The 15,794-nt window shown below is 56.4% G+C and carries 13 protein-coding genes; 5 read left to right on the forward strand and 8 right to left on the reverse strand.

Going from position 1 to position 15,794, the window contains the following annotated elements; all coding sequences use genetic code 11:
• Positions 1–63 precede the first annotated feature (63 nt).
• Entirely contained in the window at positions 64–894 is an 831-nt protein-coding gene (locus ACZIRK_RS28710) for a CmcI family methyltransferase (protein WP_474418647.1), read from the reverse strand.
• Between the two features lie 501 nt (positions 895–1,395).
• On the opposite strand from ACZIRK_RS28710, the gene ACZIRK_RS28715 reads away from it, so the two are divergent.
• Entirely contained in the window at positions 1,396–2,586 is a 1,191-nt protein-coding gene (locus tag ACZIRK_RS28715) for a glycosyltransferase (RefSeq protein WP_474418648.1), read from the forward strand.
• Between the two features lie 12 nt (positions 2,587–2,598).
• Here the strand turns inward: ACZIRK_RS28715 and asnB are convergent, their stop codons facing one another.
• Together asnB and ACZIRK_RS28725 are read right to left on the reverse strand one after the other, a co-directional pair.
• A complete protein-coding gene (asnB, locus tag ACZIRK_RS28720) occupies positions 2,599–4,533 on the reverse strand; it encodes an asparagine synthase (glutamine-hydrolyzing) (RefSeq protein ID WP_474418649.1) in 1,935 nt (644 codons plus the stop codon).
• 264 nt (positions 4,534–4,797) lie between these two features.
• Positions 4,798–5,595, reverse strand: coding sequence for an FkbM family methyltransferase (locus ACZIRK_RS28725; RefSeq protein ID WP_474418650.1), 798 nt, complete (start codon positions 5,593–5,595; stop codon positions 4,798–4,800).
• Positions 5,596–5,711: 116 nt separating this feature from the next.
• Between ACZIRK_RS28725 and ACZIRK_RS28730 the strand changes: the two genes are divergently transcribed.
• Positions 5,712–6,554: an FkbM family methyltransferase gene (locus ACZIRK_RS28730; RefSeq protein WP_474418651.1), complete on the forward strand. Its 843-nt coding sequence runs from the start codon at positions 5,712–5,714 to the stop codon at positions 6,552–6,554.
• A gap of 227 nt (positions 6,555–6,781) precedes the next feature.
• On the opposite strand, the gene ACZIRK_RS28735 is transcribed toward ACZIRK_RS28730, so the two are convergent.
• Complete coding sequence (locus ACZIRK_RS28735; protein ID WP_474418652.1) at positions 6,782–9,250, reverse strand: hypothetical protein; 2,469 nt, start codon at positions 9,248–9,250, stop codon at positions 6,782–6,784.
• A 267-nt stretch (positions 9,251–9,517) separates the two neighbouring features.
• Complete coding sequence (locus ACZIRK_RS28740) at positions 9,518–10,333, reverse strand: class I SAM-dependent methyltransferase (RefSeq protein WP_474418653.1); 816 nt, start codon at positions 10,331–10,333, stop codon at positions 9,518–9,520.
• 611 nt (positions 10,334–10,944) lie between these two features.
• On the opposite strand from ACZIRK_RS28740, the gene ACZIRK_RS28745 reads away from it, so the two are divergent.
• From ACZIRK_RS28745 to ACZIRK_RS28755, 3 genes are all read left to right on the forward strand, one after another.
• Complete coding sequence (locus ACZIRK_RS28745) at positions 10,945–12,228, forward strand: nucleotide sugar dehydrogenase (RefSeq protein ID WP_474418654.1); 1,284 nt, start codon at positions 10,945–10,947, stop codon at positions 12,226–12,228.
• Between the two features lie 14 nt (positions 12,229–12,242).
• A complete protein-coding gene (locus ACZIRK_RS28750; RefSeq protein WP_474418655.1) occupies positions 12,243–13,241 on the forward strand; it encodes an NAD-dependent epimerase in 999 nt (332 codons plus the stop codon).
• Positions 13,242–13,440: 199 nt separating this feature from the next.
• Entirely contained in the window at positions 13,441–14,103 is a 663-nt protein-coding gene (locus ACZIRK_RS28755; protein WP_474418656.1) for an acyltransferase, read from the forward strand.
• A 12-nt stretch (positions 14,104–14,115) separates the two neighbouring features.
• Here ACZIRK_RS28755 and ACZIRK_RS28760 read toward each other — a convergent pair whose 3' ends face one another.
• From ACZIRK_RS28760 to ACZIRK_RS28770, 3 genes are all read right to left on the reverse strand, one after another.
• Positions 14,116–14,682: a D-glycero-alpha-D-manno-heptose-1,7-bisphosphate 7-phosphatase gene (locus ACZIRK_RS28760; RefSeq protein ID WP_474418657.1), complete on the reverse strand. Its 567-nt coding sequence runs from the start codon at positions 14,680–14,682 to the stop codon at positions 14,116–14,118.
• Positions 14,636–14,959, reverse strand: a complete 324-nt coding sequence (locus tag ACZIRK_RS28765; protein ID WP_474418658.1) for a DUF968 domain-containing protein — start codon at positions 14,957–14,959, stop codon at positions 14,636–14,638. The genes ACZIRK_RS28760 and ACZIRK_RS28765 overlap by 47 nt, the downstream gene beginning before the upstream one ends.
• Positions 14,923–15,794, reverse strand: an 872-nt coding sequence (locus tag ACZIRK_RS28770; protein WP_474418659.1) for an ERF family protein, incomplete at its 5' end; no start/stop codon positions are given. The genes ACZIRK_RS28770 and ACZIRK_RS28765, both read right to left, overlap by 37 nt.

Here is a 15,794-nt window from a genome sequence, read left to right on the forward strand (position 1 = left end):
TTACGGGCGTGGCGCGAATGGGCAGCGGATCGGCGAGTTCCGATGTTTGGCCTATGAGCGCTCTCACGCACGACGCAGGAAGCCGTCGATGTTCCACGTCACGTTCCTGCCAAAGAAGTCGCAAATGTCGCGATCGATAGTGAATTCGGTTCGCGATGATATAAACTCATCGATAGCGCGAAGTGGCCCACCGTTGAACTGTCTATCTGCATCCATCGGGGTAGCTATACCATCCTCGACCACCAAGTATTCACCTTTCCTAAGAACGCGAGCGCCATACTCAAGGGCGGCCTTGGACATCTCGTACTGATGGCCGGCATCATCGATAAGCAAGAGAGGGCGCGGAAGTGATGCAATCCAATCAGCGGGCCACGTCGCCATTAGATTTAGAATGTCACCTTGATAAAAGGTGATCATCGGGTTTTTTATGTCGGGCACGGGAGCTATATCCAGAGAATGAACGTGCCCATCGATGCCGAAGTTCATGAGGATGTCAGCGAACCATATTGCACTACCGCCATTTAATGTGCCGAGTTCCAGGATGGTCCGCGGTCGCTCGCGCCAGATCAGCATCTGGTAAAGTGCCATGTCGATCGGGTTCTTGCAGCACCAGATGCCTTTATAAGGGTATTTGAGAACCCCGGCCTGAATGGCGAGAAATGTGGTCTTGTCCAGCACCGTCCGTTTTTCCGCCGACTCTTCAAGCAGTGCATGATAGCGGCGTCCGTTCTTTTGCGGGGATGATCCGTCGCTCGACGAGAAATAGAAATCATGACCCCAGTGCGAGTAGCGCCCGCAGCCTAGCTCTTCGATATCTTTATGAAGTGAGTGTGCTGGGCCTATCTCTGACCCGTCTTCGAAAAGTCGAGTTTGCGAGGACGAGGGGGCATCCATAGCGTCTCCGAATTGCGGGAGACGGGCTGTAAAGCAAAATCCAGATCGATGCACAAAGTCCGTAATCGGTAGGAGTTTTCCGTTCATCGAAGCGTACCCAGCTTAACGCGCAATCAGCTTACATAACCCACAACAGCAAAGGTAGTCTAGCTAGGCAGTTGTTGCGTTTTCTGTCAGAGCAACGCCCGTGAGCCGCCTTAACGCGGGCTGTGACGGATGCACGGGACGGACGAGACTGGAACTGTCGCCTCGGATCTATCCAGCCATCGCGGAATCCGTATGAACCGGCCGGCACGCGATCACGCGACAACAGGCACTTCCGTGTAGTACAATGAAGCAGCGTGCGCGAGATACGCTGAGGGGGCTCCAATAATGCCTTCGAATTTGTGTCCAGTTCATGCGCAAAAGCATGTCAAACTTGGCGAACGATTGGTACCCTCAAAAGGGGGTGTCATTCCTGCCGAGATAGGTTGGGAATAGAGATATTTCTTTGACAGTTCGATGCAACAGACTGATCGATCCCCGGCCAATATTCTGTTCGTCGTCAGTTCACTGAGCGTCGGTGGCACGGAGAGGCATCTTCTTTCGATATCCCGAGCGCTGCGATCACGTGGCTGGAATGTCGCGGTCTACAGCACCGGCGGCGAAGGTCCCTTGGCCAAGGATTTCCGCGTCGGTGGGGTGAGGGTAATACCGACGTCACCTTTGTGCGGCATCTCCACGATTGGGCGCATCTTTCGTTTGCCGCTGATGGCGCTGGATCTGCTGAGCATACTGATCAAAGGGCGCTTCACGATCGTTCACTTTTTTCTGCCAGAAGCCTATTTGATCGGCGCACCGCTCGCGCTATTGGCGGGGATCAAGTTGCGCATTATGAGCCGACGCAGCTTGAACGTGTATCAAGACAAGTATCGCGTGGCAGGCTTCCTTGAACGCCGCTGGCATTCCTTCATGACCGCCATTCTGGCGAACTCTCACAGCGTGGCCAGGCAGCTTGAATTGGAAGGCGTAAGAGCGGAGCGGCTGGGGTTGATCTACAATGGATTGGACAGGGAAATGCGTCCGCGAGCCCGCCGCGACGGGGTCCGCGATGCGCTCGGCGTCAATGACGCCACCTTGGTTTTTGTCATTGTTGCAAACCTGATCCCTTACAAAGGACATCTCGATCTCATTGAGGCATTCGGCCGGGTGGCCGACCAGCTTCCGGCAGACTGGCGGCTTCTGGTCGTGGGGAGAGATGACGGCGTCGCGCCGGCGGCCAAAGCTTTGACCACGTCGTTCGGTATTGCCGATAAGATTTCATTTCTGGGGCCGCGAAACGACGTGCCGGACCTGCTGAGCGCTAGTGACATCGGCCTCTTGTCCTCGCACGAGGAGGGATTCTCAAACGCGATCATCGAAGGCATGCAGGCTAGCCTTCCGATGATTGTCACTGACGTCGGCGGCAATGCAGAGGCCGTGATTGATGGTGAGACCGGGCTCGTCGTTCCTCCACGCGATCCGTCCGCACTCGCCAATGCGATCCTGCAATTGGCGTCCGATCCACAGCTTCGTCGCGACTATGGTGACAAAGGACGCCGTCGCGTGGAGCAATACTTTACGCTGGACAGCTGCATCGCGGCCTACGAGGCGACTTATCTTGGCCTGCTGGCCGGTAAATCGCCAAGAGAGATTGAGGAAATCCGTTACTAAGAGGCGCTGCGGCTAGCAGCCCCACCGCTCGCGCCACGCTTCGAGCATCAGCACGTCCCACAGCAGGTATTGCCAGTTGCGGTGTCCTGCCAAGTGCTCTTGCCAACGCTGGCGAACAAGCTGTGCATCGAGCAAGCCGCCATGATCGAGTTGTTTCGCGAAGATCAGGCTGCTGGCCCATTCACGCAGCGGACCCCTGAGCCACTCTCCAAGCGGTACCCCGAAGCCCATCTTGGGCCGCTCGATCAGTTTGGGCGGAACATGTCGATACAGCACCTGACGCAATACCCATTTCGTGACACCGCCCCGCATCTTGAGTGATTGAGGCAGCCGCCATGCAAGCTCGATCACGCGATGATCCAGCAACGGTACTCGCGCTTCAAGAGCAACAGCCATGCTCGCGCGATCCACTTTGACCAGGATGTCGTCCGGCAAATAGGTGACGAGATCAAGGAACTGCATTCTGTCGAGCGAGGACGGAAAGTCAGCACGAACCGAGTTATCCCATAAAAGCCCTCGAGGTTCTCTCGCGCTAGGGATAATTTCCGAAGGTTCCCAATGGCTTACGATGCGACGATAGATGGCGTCGCCATCTGATAGTTCCAGGATCTGGGCTACCTTGTGAAGTTTGTCTCCAACCAGCGGCGGCAGAGGCGCTGGCAACATACGCGCCAGCATGTCCCAATGCTCTGTACGGAGCGAACGAATGCCCGAAGCCATTATGCCTCGCATCGGTCGTGGGATTGCGGAAAGTGCGCGGTGGAAACGTTTAGCGATTTGGTAACGATTGTAGCCTGCAAAAATCTCGTCTCCGCCATCGCCGGACAATGCAACCGTAACGTGTTTTCGCGTCATCGCCGAGATGAGATAGGTCGGGATTTGCGAGGAGTCCGCGAAGGGTTCATCATACAGCTCCGCAAGACGCGGAACTACGTTCAATGCGTCACGTGCTGTCACGGTCAGTTCCGTATGGTCGGTGCCGAGATGCTTTGCAATGGCGGATGCGTATGGCGCCTCGTTGAAATCCGCGTTCTCAAAGCCGATCGAGAACGTCTTCACGAGAGCAGAATTTGACGCCTTCATCAGGGCAACGACCAGTGATGAATCGACGCCTCCTGAAAGAAAAGCACCGAGTGGCACATCGGCCATCATCCTCCTGCCGACGGCATCCGTCAGCAATGCCTCTACACGGTCGATAAGCGTCGTATCGTCTTCCCTGAACGGATTCCGAAGGCCGTCAATCGCAACACTTCGCGCATCCCAAAACTTCTCAAGAAGTGGCTCACCGCCGAAAGGAAGCGTCAGAATTGTTCCGGGTTCAAGCTTGTATACCTCCTCGTAAATGGTTTGAGGTGCGGGGATATAGTTGTGTCGCATGAAAGCCGCGACGGCATCGGGCTTGATGCGCGGTGACCAGCCTGGATGTTCGCGTAGCGCCTTTAGTTCGGAGCCGAAGATGAAGAGCCCATTGATCTTCGCCCAATAGACTGGCTTGATGCCGACGCGGTCTCGCACCAGAGTTAGGGTTCGCTGCTGTCTATCCCAAACCGCGATCGCAAACATGCCGATCAGTCGGTTAGCGGTTGCCTTGACACCATGTCGAGCGATGGATTCCAGGATGACCTCGGTATCCGAGTGGCCACGAAATCGAACGCCGCTGGCCTCGAGCTCAGCCCGAATCTCAAGATGGCTATAGACTTCGCCATTGTAAGTGATGACGAAGCGGCGATTAGCGGACATCATCGGTTGATGGCCGGCCGGAGAGAGATCCACGACCGCCAACCGGCGGTGCACGAGCGCTGCGCCAGCTTCTGGATCGATCCAGATGCCGTTACCATCAGGGCCACGATGCGCAAGAGATGAATCCATCGCCCGCGCAATTGTCTCGAGTTGAGCGAGGGATTGTTGACGTGGAGGGCTGGCTACGAAACCGGCGATGCCACACATTCTCAGATCATCTCAAATCCAAATGGCCCGATCATCGCGCCCGGTTCAAAAGGCGCGCATTCGGAATAGCAGATAATGAGCCCCCGTCTGTCAACCGTCAGCTTCGACGATCGCTGAGCGTCCGACTTCACTTCCACCCTTGCGGTCTTACTGGTAGGGTGGCTAAACAATCGTTTGAGTGGCGTCAATGGCATCGCCTTCGCTAACCATTAGCCTCTCGCTGATTCCGCATCAGGAACATGCGCCTCTTGAGGGGCGACGTGTTTAGCCAGCCTGCACTGGTGCGTCGGACGGCCTCAAAAACAAGACGTCGACGTAGCTGTGCCTCGCGACCCTTGCGTGGATCTCCTCCTGGGTTGCCTTCTGGTGCGGACCTTTTCGCATCAACCAATACGCCGTATAGCCATGCTGCGTGAGATGATCGAGGATCGCGGTCACGGAGCTTCCGAACTTGTTCAATCCTTCCTCCGACAGCTCGATAAAGAGGGCTGGACCGGATTGCCTTAGGATCTCGGATGCCCCCTGCAGAACCAACATCTCCGCCCCTTGAACGTCGATCTTGACCAGGCTTGGTCTCAAGACGCCCTTATCCGAGATGAGGTCGTCCAGCCTCACGGCAGTCACTGCCACGCCCGTACCGTCGAAAATAAGCTTGTGATCTGCAGGGTGAAGACGGTTGACTTCAAGGTACATCGTCCCGGCAGTCGCAGCGGCCACGGCTTTAAGGGTACGTACTCTGGCAAGCAGGCCTTCGTTCTTAAGCGTCGATAACAGGATTTGATAGTTGCGCTCTTCCGGCTCGATCGCAATGACCTCACCAGTGCCCACCCAATGTGCGAAACGACGTGCGAAGAAGCCGATATTTGCACCGACATCGATAGCGACGGATCCCTCCGGGACGAATTCGCGAAGTCGTTCGACCGGACCGGCTTCAAAATGCCGCTTGTAGCCGGTGTAGAGCGCCAGAAAGAGCCGGTCGAAGGCTGGCAGGCGATCGGCACCGAGCTTCGTAGCCAATCCGAAAAGACGAACCGCGGATTGTGTTATGAGATTTGCAAACATCTGGACTCCGGCAATTGGAGGCGCACCACGAAACGGCGCGGCTGGGAGAGTTTACACCGTAACGTCACTCGGCTAAAAGTGCCTCTCGACCCTGATTTGAAAATCGGAATTTCTCGATGAAAACCGTGCACAAGATTGCCGGTGCTCGTGCGATCTATCGCGTCGTTCGCGTGGGGCGCACTATTCTGGGGCGGACTGATCGCGAGATTGTCGTGAGGGACGGCATCACCTACGAGCTTGACCTCTCCCAAGGGATCGATTTTGCGATCTATCTGGGAAATGTTTATGAGCGCCAGACGAAGACGGCGTTGCGGCGTCTGGTCTCCCCTTCGTCTCTGGTCGTGGATATTGGCGCCAACATCGGCGCGCACACCCTCCATCTTGCGCAGCTGGTCGGCCTGAACGGACGCGTGCTCGCCTTTGAGCCGACCGATTTCGCTTTCCGCAAGCTTTGCCGAAATCTGGAACTCAACCCGGGACTCAACGCCCGGGTCACCCCCTGCCATTGTTTTCTGGCTTCGCATGATGGTGATCGGGTCCCGGCAGCTGTATATTCCAGTTGGCCGCTTGCACGCGAGGCTGGACTTCATGCCAAGCATCTCGGCCGCGAAATGCGGACGGAAGCCGCGCAAGCTCGGAGCCTGGACAGTGCGCTCGCCGAACTCGCGGACCGGAAAGTGCAATTAGTTAAGCTCGATGTTGACGGCTTTGAGTGCGATGTTTTGAGCGGGGCCAGAGCCTTGCTCCGGGAGGTACGTCCCATTTTTGTTATGGAACTCTCGCCTTATGTACTCGAGGAGCGCGGCACCTCCTTGGATCAGCTACTCTCTCACTTCATTCCGAACGGATATCGCTTTTACGATGAGAGAACCTTTAAGCCGTTGCCCTCGACCGCGCGGGAGTTGCAGCGGATGATTGCAGACGGTGCCGGCATTAATGCCATAGCACGGGTAGATTAACACTCAGGCGCTCTGCTGCCTTGATCCAAGAGTCAAGATGCGGTCGTTCCATATTGTGTCTCGTTGCTGACACACGGCTGGCTAACACCGTGCCAATCGCCCGCTATGCAGGGTATGTTGATGAAGCTGGTGTTCTACTATATGCGGCTGCCAGCGCCTCACTTTTGCGACGCTGGAATATCTGCAAAGCTGTGGTCGCATCGGCGTGTTGTTGGATGAGACTTTGGCTAGTACTCGGCCGGCGTCGCTTTACTGACCAAAAGAAAAGGCTGCCCACGCGGCGGGCTCCGAGCGTAATCGAACTCCAGACGCCAATGACTAGGTGTTCTATTGGTCATCAGCTCTGGCGGGCCAACAAAGTAAGAGAATCCCAGTTGTAAGTCCTGCGGTACAGCAAATACGACGGCGAAAGGTGCTTGAGGCAAATAACTGAGTGCTGCTGGCCCAAGCTCTGTTGCATAGATCGCGCGGTACATTGCAGTGTATTGGGACAGATCGAGAGACGGAATGTCATCTCTTCGCTTCGATCCATCTGGCACTACTATAAATCCGGTCATGATGGGCCTTCCAGGAATGGTGCTGGTATCGGTTCTGCCGGGTGAGATCGGAGGAGGGAATTTAGACGCCCATCGGACTGCCGCTCCTTGTATGGGCGGAATGACTAACAGCACAAAAAGGGTCGCTACCAACACGCACGTAGAACGCTGCCAAGACAAGGGGGGCATTTTCGCCGCAACGAAGCTGCCTGGCGTTGAGAGACCAAGCGACACAAGGAACGCCGCGAAGACATAGGCGACAATCATCGTTCGGGTCCCGTCGTCCGCGAAAATGACGGCCGCGGAAAAAATGGAACTGATGCCTAGTAGGAGTGCGAAGCAAACCAGTCGAGATCTTCCCGGTTTCGCAAGCAAGTATGTCCACCCTGGTACTAACAACAGCACGCCGATGTTGAGGTAGCTGCGGTCTAGGTGATCGATGCGCAAATATTGCTCGACAAGCATCGCTGGGAGGTCATAGGCGAAGGAAGAGCCATTTCTCCAAAGCCCATGAAGAGCTATGAAAGGATCTTGTCGAAAGGCGCGCATCGCTTCAGCGTAAAACATGTGGTTCGTAGCGCTTATCGACTGCGCCGACCCAATTTGGGTCGAGAGCAGGTTGTAGCAGGCCCCCCAATTCGAGCCGTGCGCAAGCCCGCACAGGACCGACGAAAAATTGCCGCCGGACTCACTGCCTGGCGCCCCGTAAAGCCAGCCGAGCAACCCGTTGGCTGCCACCACACCGACGGCAATTCCGACCGCTCCGACAAGTACCGTCAGCCGAGGACGCCACTGTCGAGCAAACGCAAAGGGAAGCCACGCCATTAACGCGGGGATACTGAACATGCTTCCCATTCGCGTCATCAGCGCACCGGTTAAAGTGGCGAATCCGAGGAGCCCCATGGGAAGCGATTGACGCCGAAGGGATTCAGCAAAAAAGCCGATCGAGATCATTGCCCACAGGAAGCCGAGGTTCTCGGTCAGCATGGTTGGAAGGAATGGTCGGATGAGCCCGTAGACCAGCGCGAAAAAGGCCAGCCCAACCCAGAATCCTCGCCAAGCTACGACGCTTCTGAGAGCAAATGCGATGCCAAGTGTTACAAGGGCGGTTTGAACGACTAACGTCCCTTGATAGGTCTCACCCCCGAGGAATACAGTCAGACTGCGTAGTGCTGCCGCAAAAGGGCGTTGCGAGGCGATCCAATTCCAATGCCCCCAGTAGCCGATTTCGAATGCTGAAGAATAATAGGCTACCGCGTCCGAGGAGGGTGTTAGCCCAGCATTACTCATATAATTGAGGTCTGTCCTCAGATGGTGCCCGCTCCAGCCTCCGCCGCTCATATCGAACAGGAAAGTCAAGAAAATTATTGGTATCGCCGCGTGATTCCAAAAATTAGTAAGCCTTTGTTCTCCCGTTTGCCAATGATCGGACGGAAGTCTCGCCGCCACCCAAGAAATCGCCGCTCCTGTTGTCGCAATACCCAGAAGGCTCCAAGGTAAAAAAAGCCAGGCGCGATGCAGGCTGGAGGCGCTCGATGAGAGAAAGAAGATAGCTGTCGTCGGTAGGGCGTAACCAGACAGGAGGCCGTATATTATTGTTGCGCTGTAGATCGCCGACGCGGCTGCGAAAACCCAACTCGCGACGAGCAGCGTCATCCATCCGACCGTCGCGAACCTAGCGATCCTGTCGCGCGTGAACAAAGGTCTCGCGACCGCAAACCAAATCGCACCAAGCAGGGCAAGCAGAATTAGTGTCAACCACGGCGAAGCGAGTTGTATGGGGTAGTTGAGCTTGACACTCGTGCCAGGCGCGTTGTCGGTTCCTGGTGGAAGCAAGAAGTAGACCGACCCTCCCCAGTGACTGAAGGCGTCCGAAGCGCCCGAGCGAATGTCATCGTGCAGCGCATGGGCCTTCGTAAGTTCGGTACCGTTCGCCCATAATCGAAGCCTCGAGCGGTTTCCGTCACCCACCGAATCATCACGGGCAACAAGAAAGGGAGCCGCCTGTGGGATAGGGATGCTGAACATCTTCGTCGGGCTCTCGGCGCCGGTAAATGGCCCCGGGACAACGAGCTCGCGCCTCACCAACCCCGCTTCGATAAGCAGGAGAGATGAAGCGAGGCTAAGGATCAAAAAGGCCGCGAAGATCCGAGCCCACATAGTATTTCTTGATGATATCAAGGGACCGGGCACTCCACGAAGTGATCCGGATTGAATGTTAGCTGATGGTTGGCTTCGTCGCCAGCTTGAGCCTGACGAACCACTGCGCCTTCCCGCCGCCGCAGCACGTTAAACGATGCGGATTTGGTCGCTGAGAGGGCAACGCCACCATTGCCCCGAGATTTATCGAGGAGAGACCTTGCTCCGGGCGCGCGGCCGTATCCCGCTAGTGTTTCGTTACGTCTTCGCCGGCTCTGCGTTGTGACATCACCGCATTCTTCTGAAAACGAACTCGTGACATCCCGATCCAAACAAGCCGATGGTGGTGGGAAGTGGGAACGAACGCTCCTCAGCAAAGCCCATACGGCAGACGCGGTCGCGGATCTCGGTCGCTGTTGCTGTTTCATAGGGGTGGCCGCCGAGCCAGTCATGGACATCGTGCGAAAAATTCATGCCCCGCATCTTGGGGTAATTTCGCACGTACGCGATGGGGCTCTCCCATGATCGGAGGGTTCTTGCGGCCAGAAAGGCCCCTATATACGCTTGCCTTATCGCCCACTGAATGGAGCGAGGTGCGTGTGCGTAAAACTTCTTTTCGGTCTTCCAGATGTTGTCACAAGCGGTTGCAGAATAAATCGCAAGCGCGAACTGCGCGTCTGGACTCACAAACTTGGTGGCGCAATCAATCGCACGCCACATATCGCCTGTGTGATGTAGGACGCCCCAAGAGTAGACCACGTCAAATTGGCCAAGCTCGTCGGCAGATGCATCAAAAATAGAAGCAATTTTTGTGTCCCACTTCGCGTTTGGCGCTCGGCTGCCAAGCAGCGCGCGTGTGGTGCTGACCGAATTCTCGTCGATATCGATCGCTAGAACGGATGCTGCGCCGAGCGACAATGCAGCAAGCGAGTGCAGACCCGAGCCGCAGCCGATGTCCAGAAATGTCCTTCCGGCCAGCCCGCCAGGAAAAAGCTTTCTAACGCCCTCGATAGCTGAGTCGACACGCTTCTGGTCAATCGTCTTCGAATAGCTTCTCCAGTTTTCCCCGAACTCGAAATGCGATTCGCGGTCAGTCAAACTCATAACACCCACACTGTTAATAGCCGAGGAACTGGGCACGGTAGCCCGACACGCTGATTATGGAAACCTTGTACGTTGGTTACGGCCTAAGTCAACTTTCCTGACCGTTAAGTTGTGCTATGGAACCGACGAACACGCGGACCGTGACGCTAGAGCTAGTCGTCGCTCCCAAGGCTTTCGTCACCGAAAAATCCCTCGCTCCAAACTTAAGTGCACAGCAAGCCGGAGCCGCGCAGTCACCACTTTCACATTTTAGAACGCGTACAGGCTCTTTGCAGTGGCGCGTTGAGAGTCGTTGGCCCCAACCTTGGGTTGCGCAGAGCAGCCCCGGAAATCAGATGCTCGGCGCGAAGGTCTCTCAACCATTTTCCTAGGCAGAGCGCCTCGAGTCTTGAGGGCGAGGAGTGACGGAGCGCCAAGGCTCAAGAGGAGAAGCTCTGTTCCAGGGCCAGCGCCCTGGCACAAATTGCCGATTTGAGGTGTCTCTAGAAGGCCTTGCGGGGTAAGCCCTGTCTGTTTCATGGGACATATGCAACCCCTTGCAGTCTCCATCATCCGCTGGCTAAACAGTGGGCGGAACAGCGTCAACAATCCTAGAGCCTGGAAAATCATTTATGTCATGCGGCCGAAAGATCGCTGTCATTGGACTCGGTTATGTCGGGCTACCTGTTGCCGCGGCATTCGCCCGAAGCGGCAGGCCGGTGATCGGCTTTGACATCGATGCGACCCGTATCAGGGACCTGCAGGCAGGGCGGGACTGGACCCGTGAGGTCGACGCTTCCGCACTCAAGCTGGAGTCGCTGAATATTACGGCCGACGTCGCCCCGCTGCGCTCTGCTGATTTTTTCATCGTAACGGTTCCAACCCCGATTGACGGCGCTCGCAGGCCCGATTTGCATGCCATTTTCGAGGCTTCGCGCCTAGTGGGCGCGGCACTGAAGAGGGGCGACATTGTGGTCTACGAATCGACCGTTTACCCCGGGGCCGTCGAAGAAGAATGTGTGCCGATCCTGGAACAGGCCTCTAACCTCAAGGCGGGGTCGGATTTCAACGTCGGCTATTCACCCGAGCGTATCAATCCCGGCGACAAGAAGCATCGGTTTGAAACCATCACCAAGGTTGTCTCCGCCCAGAACGGGGAGACACTCGACATCATCGCTGATGTCTACGGATCGGTAATAACTGCCGGCATTCACCGAGCACCTTCGATCAAAGTTGCGGAAGCAGCAAAAGTAATCGAGAACACCCAGCGCGACCTCAACATCGCTTTCATGAATGAGCTGTCGCTAATTTTCCAGGCGCTCGAGATTGACACCGGCGACGTACTCGCCGCAGCAAGCACCAAATGGAATTTTCTTCCTTTTCAGCCCGGTCTCGTCGGCGGCCACTGCATCGGCGTCGATCCCTATTACCTGACTTATCGTGCCGAGAGGGTTGGCTACCATCCGGAAGTTATTCTCGCCGGCCGTCGCATCAACGATGAAATGGGACGTGAGATCGCGCGAGAGTGCATTCGCGGTCTGTTGCGACGGAAGGGACGAGGCGGGGTTGTGACTGTTCTCGGCATGACGTTCAAGGAGAACGTGCCCGACATCCGCAATTCCCGTGTCATAGACGTTGTGCGCGAATTGCGGTCATTTGGTGTCCAGGTGCAGGTCGCCGACCCTCTTGCAGATGCGCGTGCCATTGAGGAGGAATATGGGATTGCTGTGCGTGACATCAGCGAACTGGATCCAGCAGATGCCATCATCCTAGCGGTCGCGCACGATGCATATGTTGAGGGAAGCTGGCGGCTCATGCAGCGATTGCTGCGCGATGGGGAGGGCCTCGTCTTTGACGTCAAGACGAGGCTGGACCGCGGCTCCAAGCCCGCGGGTATTGAGCTTTGGCGGTTATAAGAGAAACTGGAAAAATGTTGTTAGTCACCGGAACTGCCGGCTTTATCGGTTTCCATGTGGCTCAGCGCCTATTGGCAGCCGGTCGCAAAGTCGTTGGCCTCGACATGGTCAACGACTACTACGACCCGCGGCTGAAGGAGGCGCGGCTTGAAATATTGAAGCGCGATCCCGGATTTTGTTTCGTGAAACTGGATCTGACCGATCGTGCCGGTATGAAAGCGCTTTTTGCCGAGTATCGCTTTCCCGAGGTTGTTCATCTCGCCGCTCAGGCCGGCGTGCGCTATTCGTTGGATCATCCACATGCATATGTGGATGCGAACCTCGAGGGCTTCATTAATGTGCTCGAGGGCTGCCGCCACAACGCGTGCAAGCATCTGCTTTTCGCATCGTCATCGTCGGTCTACGGCAGCAATACGAAGTTGCCGTTCTCCGTGCGTGACAACGTCGATCATCCGATCAGCCTTTATGCCGCGTCAAAAAAGGCCAATGAGCTGATGGCGCATGCTTACAGCCACCTTTACCGCATCCCTGCCACAGGCTTGCGGTTCTTTACTGTTTACGGCCCATGGGGACGCCCGGACATGGCCATGTTCATTTTCGCAAACGCGATCTTGAGCGGAACGCCGATCAAGCTGTTCAACAATGGCAATATGCGTCGCGACTTCACCTATGTTGACGACGTCACCGAGGCGATCATGCGGCTGATCGGCCGTCCGCCTCAGGGCAACCAGGACTCTGTTGCGGCTGATCCATCGAGCAGCAAGGCGCCGTGGAAAATCTACAACATCGGCAACAACACTCCCGAGGAACTTTTGCGCGTAGTTTCACTGCTCGAGGAAAAACTCGGCCGGACGGCAACGAAGGAAATGCTGCCGATGCAGCCCGGCGATGTGCCCGCGACCTACGCCGACATCGACGACCTGGCGCGCGATATCGGGTTCAAGCCCGCGACCTCGATCGAGGATGGCATCGAACGATTTGTGAAATGGTATCGCGAATATCACAAGCTTTGAGCGAGGACTGCGAAACCCGCTCACTTGACCGGGATCTGTCCTCGTCGGGGCCGCGTTATATATGGCTCCGGGTTCAGCCGGTTTCTGCACTTCCGCCTTGATCCGCAAAGGGTTTTCTTAATATACGATGGAGCCAGGCGAGGGCGCATCATCAGCATTGTGGGTGCTGAAACTGTACTAGGGAGGGGAAGCATCCCGTATGAGGATTCCGGAATCAGATGAGCCGCAACCCTTTATCCATCCGACCGCCGTGGTCGAGGAGGGAGCGAAGGTCGGCAAGTTCACGAGGGTCTGGTATTTCTCGCACGTCGCGCCAGGCGCCGCGATCGGCGAGAACTGCAGCCTGGGTCAGAACACGTATGTTGAGCGCAATGCCATTGTCGGCAACGCGTGCCGGCTTGGCAATTCCGTCTCGATCTTCTCGCATGTTGAGCTTGAGGATTTCGTGTTCTGTGCGCCTTATATGGTGTTTACCCACATCTCCTTTCCCCGTGCCGCGGTCAATCGTCATGCGGTATTCAGGAAGACATTGGTGAAAACCGGGACGACCTTGGGTGCGAATTCCACGGTTGTTCCCGACGTTACTTGCGGGGTTGGAACGTTTCTTGCGGCCGGCGCTACGCTGACTAAGAGCTCAAAGGACTGGTCAATGATGGTGGGAACGCCGGCGCGCCAAGTTGGGTGGGTGAGTGCGTTTGGCGAGAAGATTGATCTGCCGCTATCCGGCCGCGGCGAATGGCGCTGCAAGCATACGGACGATCTCTATATCTTGAATGGCGTAGAGCTAACCCGGTATCCGGGTTCTAAGGATATTCTCAAGTACGAGCCTGGACAACGATTGGTGCGAATGGAAGTCCGGTGAAGTTTACGCGGCTTACTGCCGATTTAGGTCCAAAAGTGGCGTCAAAAACTTTGCGAGGTTGCCTCCCGCAAATAAGAGCCCTCTTACTCCGGCCAGGCGGGCGGCCTCCAGATCAGTTGGATTGTCGCCGACGAGAATACTACGAGAGACATCGACCGGAAACCGCTTTAAGAGATCGGTAATCATACCCGCGCCCGGTTTTCGTCTATCACTTATGCGACGGTACGTCTCCACTGTGGCCTCGGGATGATATGGGCAATATTCAAAAGCGTCTATGTGGGCTCCAGTCTTTGCCAGCTCCGCCGCCATCCAATCATGTAGCGCATTGACGTGAGCCTCTTCATACATGCCTCTTGCGACGCCCGACTGATTGGTAACCACGAAGGCAAAGTACCCGGCATCATTTACGATCTTTACCGCCTCTTGTGCTCCCTCGATCCAGCGTAACTTGGTGCTCTCAAACACATATCCGGTGTCCTCATTGAGGACACCGTCACGATCAAAAAAAACTGCTGGTCTCTCGATCACCATATCATCCACTATCACAGGTTGGCGTTGCTGTGTCAGCTTTGATTTCATACTGCGAAGCTCCTGAGTTGAGCTCGCCGGATGCATCCGAAGGCGTAACGATACCGGCTTTGCTATGGATCGGGCTTGCGCCCCAAAGCTGCTTCGCGATCGGCAACGGTGCTATCTGCACGTCAGCCCACCATGCCTTTTCGTTCCCCTTCCGGTGCAGTTCCTGGTGGTGATTTCGGCAGAGTGGGACCGTAAACTCATCGCTAACTTTGCGGCCCAAAGCTCTCGGTTGAGCGAACTTCAGATGATGGGGGTCCGATGGGGTTTGTTTGCACACGAGACAGGGCCGGCCCCGGACGAATGCCAAGTGTGCCTTGCTTCGCTTGCGGGCCGACTCCTTGGAAACGCAAGTCCGACCGCGGGCGTTGCGATATCGACAAGAGGGAGGGAGCTTTCGGCTTCAGGAGTGCCGCTTTCGATATCGGGAAGTGCGGCTTCTCCGAGCTTCCGCTGGTAGGCAGCCTCGACAGTTCGGGCGTCGGCCTCGATCAGGGTATTCTTGCGGGGAAGGCTGTTCTTTGCCCACAAGAGAAGTTCGTTTTCGGTATTCCGAGAGTTGACCTCCTTCGGCATTTCGTCGCGCAGCTTGGCCGATTGTTGTGCGGTGAGTGTTGGGGGACGCACTAGAACGCCTCTTCCTTTTTTGCCGCCGGTGCCGTTACTGGGGTAGGGCTCGGCGGCCGGTAAGCCGACCAGGGTATCGGGTGCATCCAGATCGTCCTCCCCGGCGATGCCGACCAGGGCGAACAGGGCATAGCGGCGGGCATAGGTCAGCGCCACCCCCATCCGGTGGGGGGCCTCGGTATCCTTAGCGGCGCATACCGGCCAGTCGGATGAAATCCATTCGCCGGAGGAATGGGCAAGCAGCGTGGTTAGCTGGACCTGTCCTGTGGTCGATTCAATCCGGGTGGTCTGGATGGCCGCGATTTCATGCTGGCTTAAGGCCTTGCGCACGATGTCGAGTCCACTAGAGCGTGATGAAGTCAGGTTCGTGCATATCCTGAGTTTGCCAAGTAGCTTGCGCATTCTTTGGGCGTGAAGAGCTGCAGAACCTGGCCGATGGCGAGGCAGACAGCGTCGACGGTTCGGGCGGCCGCTTTTCGGAGAAAGTG

This window comes from Bradyrhizobium sp. Leo114 (assembly GCF_055229415.2).